The organism is Mycobacterium sp. TH-M103, from assembly GCF_057473785.1.
This window is the reverse complement of sequence record NZ_JBYCLG010000027.1, coordinates 1-5146: the sequence shown is the minus strand read 5'-3', so window position 1 is coordinate 5146 and position 5146 is coordinate 1. Positions and strand designations below refer to the sequence as shown.

6 protein-coding genes are annotated in these 5146 nt (G+C 71.4%); 5 read left to right on the top strand and 1 reads right to left on the bottom strand.

Going from position 1 to position 5146, the window contains the following annotated elements:
* The coding region (locus AC2VOR_RS01200; protein ID WP_486963055.1) for a CoA transferase at window positions 1-769 on the bottom strand (769 nt) is incomplete at its 3' end.
* A 67-nt stretch (window positions 770-836) separates the two neighbouring features.
* Between AC2VOR_RS01200 and AC2VOR_RS01195 the strand changes: the two genes are divergently transcribed.
* The 5 genes from AC2VOR_RS01195 to AC2VOR_RS01175 form a co-directional block, all read left to right on the top strand.
* Entirely contained in the window at window positions 837-1670 is an 834-nt protein-coding gene (locus tag AC2VOR_RS01195) for a FadR/GntR family transcriptional regulator (protein ID WP_369737787.1), read from the top strand.
* 10 nt (window positions 1671-1680) lie between these two features.
* Window positions 1681-2409: an SDR family oxidoreductase gene (locus AC2VOR_RS01190; protein WP_369737785.1), complete on the top strand. Its 729-nt coding sequence runs from the start codon at window positions 1681-1683 to the stop codon at window positions 2407-2409.
* Between the two features lie 29 nt (window positions 2410-2438).
* Entirely contained in the window at window positions 2439-3503 is a 1065-nt protein-coding gene (locus AC2VOR_RS01185) for an acyl-CoA dehydrogenase family protein (protein WP_369737783.1), read from the top strand.
* Window positions 3500-4594: an acyl-CoA dehydrogenase family protein gene (locus tag AC2VOR_RS01180; protein WP_369737782.1), complete on the top strand. Its 1095-nt coding sequence runs from the start codon at window positions 3500-3502 to the stop codon at window positions 4592-4594. Before AC2VOR_RS01185 ends, AC2VOR_RS01180 begins: the two co-directional genes overlap by 4 nt.
* The coding region (locus AC2VOR_RS01175) for an acyl-CoA dehydrogenase family protein (RefSeq protein WP_486963054.1) at window positions 4591-5146 on the top strand (556 nt) is incomplete at its 3' end. The genes AC2VOR_RS01180 and AC2VOR_RS01175, both read left to right, overlap by 4 nt.

The window sequence follows — 5146 nt, the reverse complement described above, 5'->3', positions numbered from 1 at the left end:
CGAGCCACTGCTGGCCGGTGACCATGGTGATGCCGACGTAGCCGTCCTTGGCCGGTTCGATCGAGGGCACCTCCAGGGTGCGCCGGATCGGCGGCCGCCGCAGCAGCTGCGAGTGCAACCATTCGCTGCTCTGCATCGCCGTCATCGCCTCGAGCATGGACAGGTCGAGGTGCTCGCCGGGGCCGCCGCGCGCGACGCGGCGGCCCACGGCCAGCGCGCCGAACGCGGCGTACACGCCGCCCATGTACTCGCCCAGGTCGCCGCCGATCGAGATGGGCGGCCCGGCGGGGTCACCACGAAACCCCGGCGAGCCCGCCCAGGCCTGCAGCGTCAGCTCACTGGCAGCGCGCCCGGCGTACGGCCCGCTCCAGCCGAAGTCCGAGATGGTGACGACGATCGCGTGCGGGGAGTCGGCCAGCAGCCGCCGCGGATCGATCCCCAGCGCCGCGGCCCGCGCCCGGTCGGCGGTGACGACCACGACGTCGGCGGCGGCCAGTTCGGCACGATAGCGTTCCGAATCCGGCGCGAAGGTCATGCTCTGCTTGCCCGCGTTGAGGTAACTGAACAACGGTGCATCACCCTCGGCGACCGGTGCGCAGCCGGCGGAGTAGCGTCGCAGCCAGTCCCCTTGGGGTGGCTCGATTTTGCGCACCTGCGCACCGGCGTCGGCCAGCAGCTTCCCGCAGTAGCCGCCGGCGATCCGGTCGCTGATCTCGACGACACGCAACTCGGCCAGCGGTGTCGGGCGGCAGTTGGACCCGCAGCTCACCCGGCTATTTATACCATTACTGCTAAAATAGCTGAGCCTGTGGAGTGGACTTGGCTGCGAGGATCGGATGACCGCCTTGGGAATTGCACCTGACTCCCGCCGCCGGCTGTCGGCGCCGCGGATCGCCGAGATCGTGGCCGACGAGTTGCGTCGCCAGATCGTCGACGGCGAGCTCGCCGACGGCGATCTGCTGCCGCGCCAAGAGGTGCTCGTCGAACAGTTCAACGTCAGCCTGGTGTCGCTGCGGGAAGCGCTTCGGATCCTGGAAACCGAGGGGCTGGTGTCGGTGCGCCGGGGCAACAGGGGCGGCGCCGTCGTGCACGCCCCGGCGAAAACCAGCGCGGCCTACATGCTGGGCCTGTTGCTGCAGAGCGAGTCCGTCGAGGTCGCCGACCTGGGCATGGCGCTGCAGGAGCTCGAACCGGCCTGCGCCGCACTGGCGGCCCAACGGCCGGACCGGGCCGACACCTTGGTCCCCGAGCTCAAGCGGGTCAACGATGCCATGGCCGAGCATCTCGACGATGGCCGGCGGTTCACCGAAATCGGCCGCCAGTTCCACGATCTCATCGTCCGCGGCTGCGGGAACCACACCATCATCGCGGTCGTGGGCAGCCTGGAGACCCTGTGGACCGGCCACGAACGGCAGTGGGCCGACGAGAGTGCGGCGCGCGGCACCTACCCCTCGTTGGCCAAGCGCCGCGCGGTGCTGAACACCCACGTCAAACTGGCCGAGACGATCGCCGAGGGCGACGTCGACCGGGCCCGCCGCATCGCGGGCCGCCACCTCGCCGACACCCAGACCTACGTGCTGTCCGGGGCATCCGGTCAGCGGATCAATGCGCTGTCGCCGCAAGCGTTCTCCCGCTTGGAGTCCCGCCCGCGGGACTTGCGGCGCTCCTGAAGGCCGCCCCGTGAGAACCGCGCTGGTGACCGGCGGCAGCGGCGGGATCGGGAAGGAATGCGGGCGCAGGCTCTGCGAGCTCGGGTACGACGTCGTGCTGGTGGCCCGGCGCGAAGCCCCGCTGCGGACGGCCGCCGTGGAGATCGGTGCGCGTCACATCGCGGCGGACGCCTCGGACGGCGACGGATTCGCCTCCGCGATCGCGGTTTTGAACTCGATCGACCTCGTGGTCCACGCGGCGGGCACGTTGGGCGGGACCTACGCGCGCAAGCAGACGTTTGCGCAGTGGCGCGACATCATGTCGGCGAACCTGGACTCGTGCTTCGTGGTGACCGCCGCGGTGCTGCCCCGGATGCGCGCCGGTTCGCGGCTGGTGTTCGTCTCGTCATCGGCGGCGCACGAGCCGATGCCGGGCCGCACCGCCTACTCGGCGTCCAAGGCCGGAGTCAACGCGTTCGCCCGGGCGCTGGCGCTCGAAGTCGATCGGGACGGTATCAGCGTCCACCTCGTCACGCCGGGTCCGGTGGAAACCGAGATGCTCCAGGACGTTCCGTTCGAGATGTACGCGATCCAGGCGTCCGATGTCGCGGCGACGGTCGCCTGGCTCGACACCGTCGACCCGTCGGTCGACCTGCCGGAGATCCGGCTCGGTGCGGTGCGGCGGGGCCCCTTCGCGCGGCCGCCGATCGTCCCCACCGAGGCCCGGCGGCGCGCGGCCGCCGCCGACCCGTCCCCTTAGCTGGCTATCTTTAGTATGTTAGAGGTCTTATGGACGTCGGCCTGAACTCGGACCAGCTGTCGCTGCGCGACGCCGTGCGCGACGTCCTGCGCACCGAGTGCCCACCCGACGCCGCCCACCAAGCCCTGACCGACCCCGACCGCTGGCGCAGCCTGTGGAAGACGGTCGTCGGGCTGGGCTGGACCGAACTGGCGGCCGGCGACTACGGCCCCGTCGAATTGGCGGTGGTCCTCGAGGAATGCGGCGCCGCGATCGCGCCGATCCCGTTGCTGAGCAGCGTCGGCCTGGCCGCGGGCGCGCTGCGCGGCACCGGCCTCGACTCCGTGCTCGCCGAGATCGCCGGCGGTGCCGTCGCGACCCTGGCGGTCCACTCCCCCGGCGCCCGGCTGCCCGGGGCCCCGATGGCGCTGCACAACGGACGCCTGCGCGGACGCGCAGTCGCGGTCCCCAACCTGCCGCGCGCCGAGTTCCTCGTCACGCTGGCCGATGCCGGCGACGGGTTCGTGGCGGCCGTGGCGCGCTGCGGCGACGGGGTGACCGCAGCGGCGGGCGAGTCCACCGACCCCGCACAACCCGTCGCCGACGTCGACGTCGACGCCGAGCCGCTGGCCACCGCGCCCCTGAGCTCGGCGGGCGTCGAATCGGCCCTCGCCACGCCGCTGGTGGCCGCGGCCGCCGACCTGGTCGGGGTGGCGGGCGCCGCGTTGCACCGCGCCGTCGAGCACGCCAAGACGCGCCGCCAGTTCGGCACGCCGATCGGCGCGTTCCAGGGAATCAAGCACGCACTGGCCGACAACTACGTCGCCGTGGAACGCGCCCGCAGCCTCACCTACGCGGCGGCCGCCCGGCTCGGCGACCCGGACACCGGTCCCGCGGATGCCTGGACCGCCGCGGCACTGGCCAAGGCGGCGGCCGGCGACGCGGCGGTCACCTGCGCGCGCACCGCGGTCCAGGTGCACGGCGCCCTGGGGCAGACCTGGGAACACGACATCCACCTCTACGTCCGGCACGCCTGGCAGTGCGCGGCGATGCTCGGCGACAGTCGCGCGCTCTACCACGAGGTGGGCCGCCGCTTTGCGGGAGGCGCGGAATGAGCCCTGTGGTCGAGGAATTCGGCGCCTGGCTGACGCGGTTTCTGCCCGGCGACTACTACGACAACTACCGCACCTACCGCTGGGACCTGGCGCTGCGACGTGACTACCAGCGCGCCGCCTTCGAAGCGGGCTGGATACAGCCGACCTGGCCGCGCGAGCACGGCGGGCGCTCGCTGGGTCTGCGCGACGCGATGGAAGTCCGGCTGGAGGCCGCCCTGCGCTCGGCACCCAAGCTGCCCAACATCGCCGGCCCCAACGTCGCCGCGCCCGGCATCCGCCAGTTCGGCACCCCCGACCAGATCGACCGCCTCCTGGTTCCCCTGCTGCGCGGCGACGAATGGTGGGCGCTGGGGATGTCCGAGCCGGAGGCCGGATCCGATTTCGCCGGGCTGCGCACGCGGGCCGAGCGGGACGGGGACCTGTTCCGGGTCACCGGTCACAAGATCTGGACCACGCAGGCACACGAATCACGGTGGTGCACCCTGTATGCCCGCACCGACCCGGAGGCGCCAAAGCACCGTGGCATTTCCTGCCTGATCCTCGACCTGCATTCCCCGGGCGTGCGGATCGAGCCAATCCGGATGGCGTCGATCTCGGACGAGACGTTCTGCGAGGTCTTCCTCGACGACGTCGAGGTGCCGGCCGCAAACCTGCTGGGGCCGCTCAACGGCGGTTGGAACGTCGCGTTGTCCTCGCTACACCATGAGCGCCAGATGATCTGGATCATGAACTGGGTCGAGATCAAGCGCGGGCTCGAGGCGGCGCGGGGCGGGCGCGACCCGGACATCTACACCGAACTCGGCGCGCTGCTCGGCGACGCCGAGGCGTTGCGCGCCACCGGGTACCGCGCCCTGAACAACGAGCTGGCCGGGCGCCCCAGCCCGGAGGCCGACATCTCCAAGCTACTCGGATCCGTGACCCTGCAGCGGGTTTGGGAGCTGGCCGCTGCCGCCCACGGACCCGGCTCGGCCGGGGAGCCCGATCTGCTGTTCGAGCGCCAGGACGCGCTGGCCGCCACCATCTACGGCGGAACCTCGGAGGTCCAACGCAACATCATCGCCGAGCGGCTGCTCGGGTTGCCGAAGGGATGACGAAGATGGACTACGATCTCGGCGACGACGCCGAGCAGCTACGACACCGGTTGCGCACGTTGATATCCGAGCACATCCCAGCGGACTTTCTGGGGGCGTGCACCGACGACCCGCAAGACCTGGCCACCACGGAGGCGTTCTGCAAGCTGCTGGCCGCCGAAGGGCTGCTGGCCCTGGCCTGGCCGAAAGAGCATGGCGGCGGTGGCGGTTCGGTCTGGCAGCAGACGGTGTTGCGCGAGGAGATGTGGGCGCGACACGAACCGCGCGGTCCGCAGTACATGGGAATCAACTGGGTCGGCCCGGCCCTGATGCGGTACGGCACAGCCGAGCAGAAGGCCAAGCATCTGGCGGCCATCGCGTCCGGCGACGTGATCTGGTGTCAGGGCTTCTCCGAGCCGGAGGCCGGCTCGGACCTCGCGTCGTTGCGTACCCGCGCCGTGCCCGACGGCGACGGGTGGCGAATCACCGGCCAGAAGGTGTGGACGTCGTACGCGCAGATGGCGTCCTGGTGCGTGCTGGCCGCCTGCACCCACCCCGACGCCCCGAAGTCCA

Excerpts from the sequence above, each read along its gene's own strand:
- AC2VOR_RS01180 (WP_369737782.1), top strand. The coding sequence starts at position 3,500 with ATGAGCCCTGTGGTCGAGGAATTCGGCGCCTGGCTGACGCGGTTTCTG.
- AC2VOR_RS01195 (WP_369737787.1), top strand. The coding sequence starts at position 837 with ATGACCGCCTTGGGAATTGCACCTGACTCCCGCCGCCGGCTGTCGGCG.
- AC2VOR_RS01185 (WP_369737783.1), top strand. The coding sequence starts at position 2,439 with ATGGACGTCGGCCTGAACTCGGACCAGCTGTCGCTGCGCGACGCCGTG.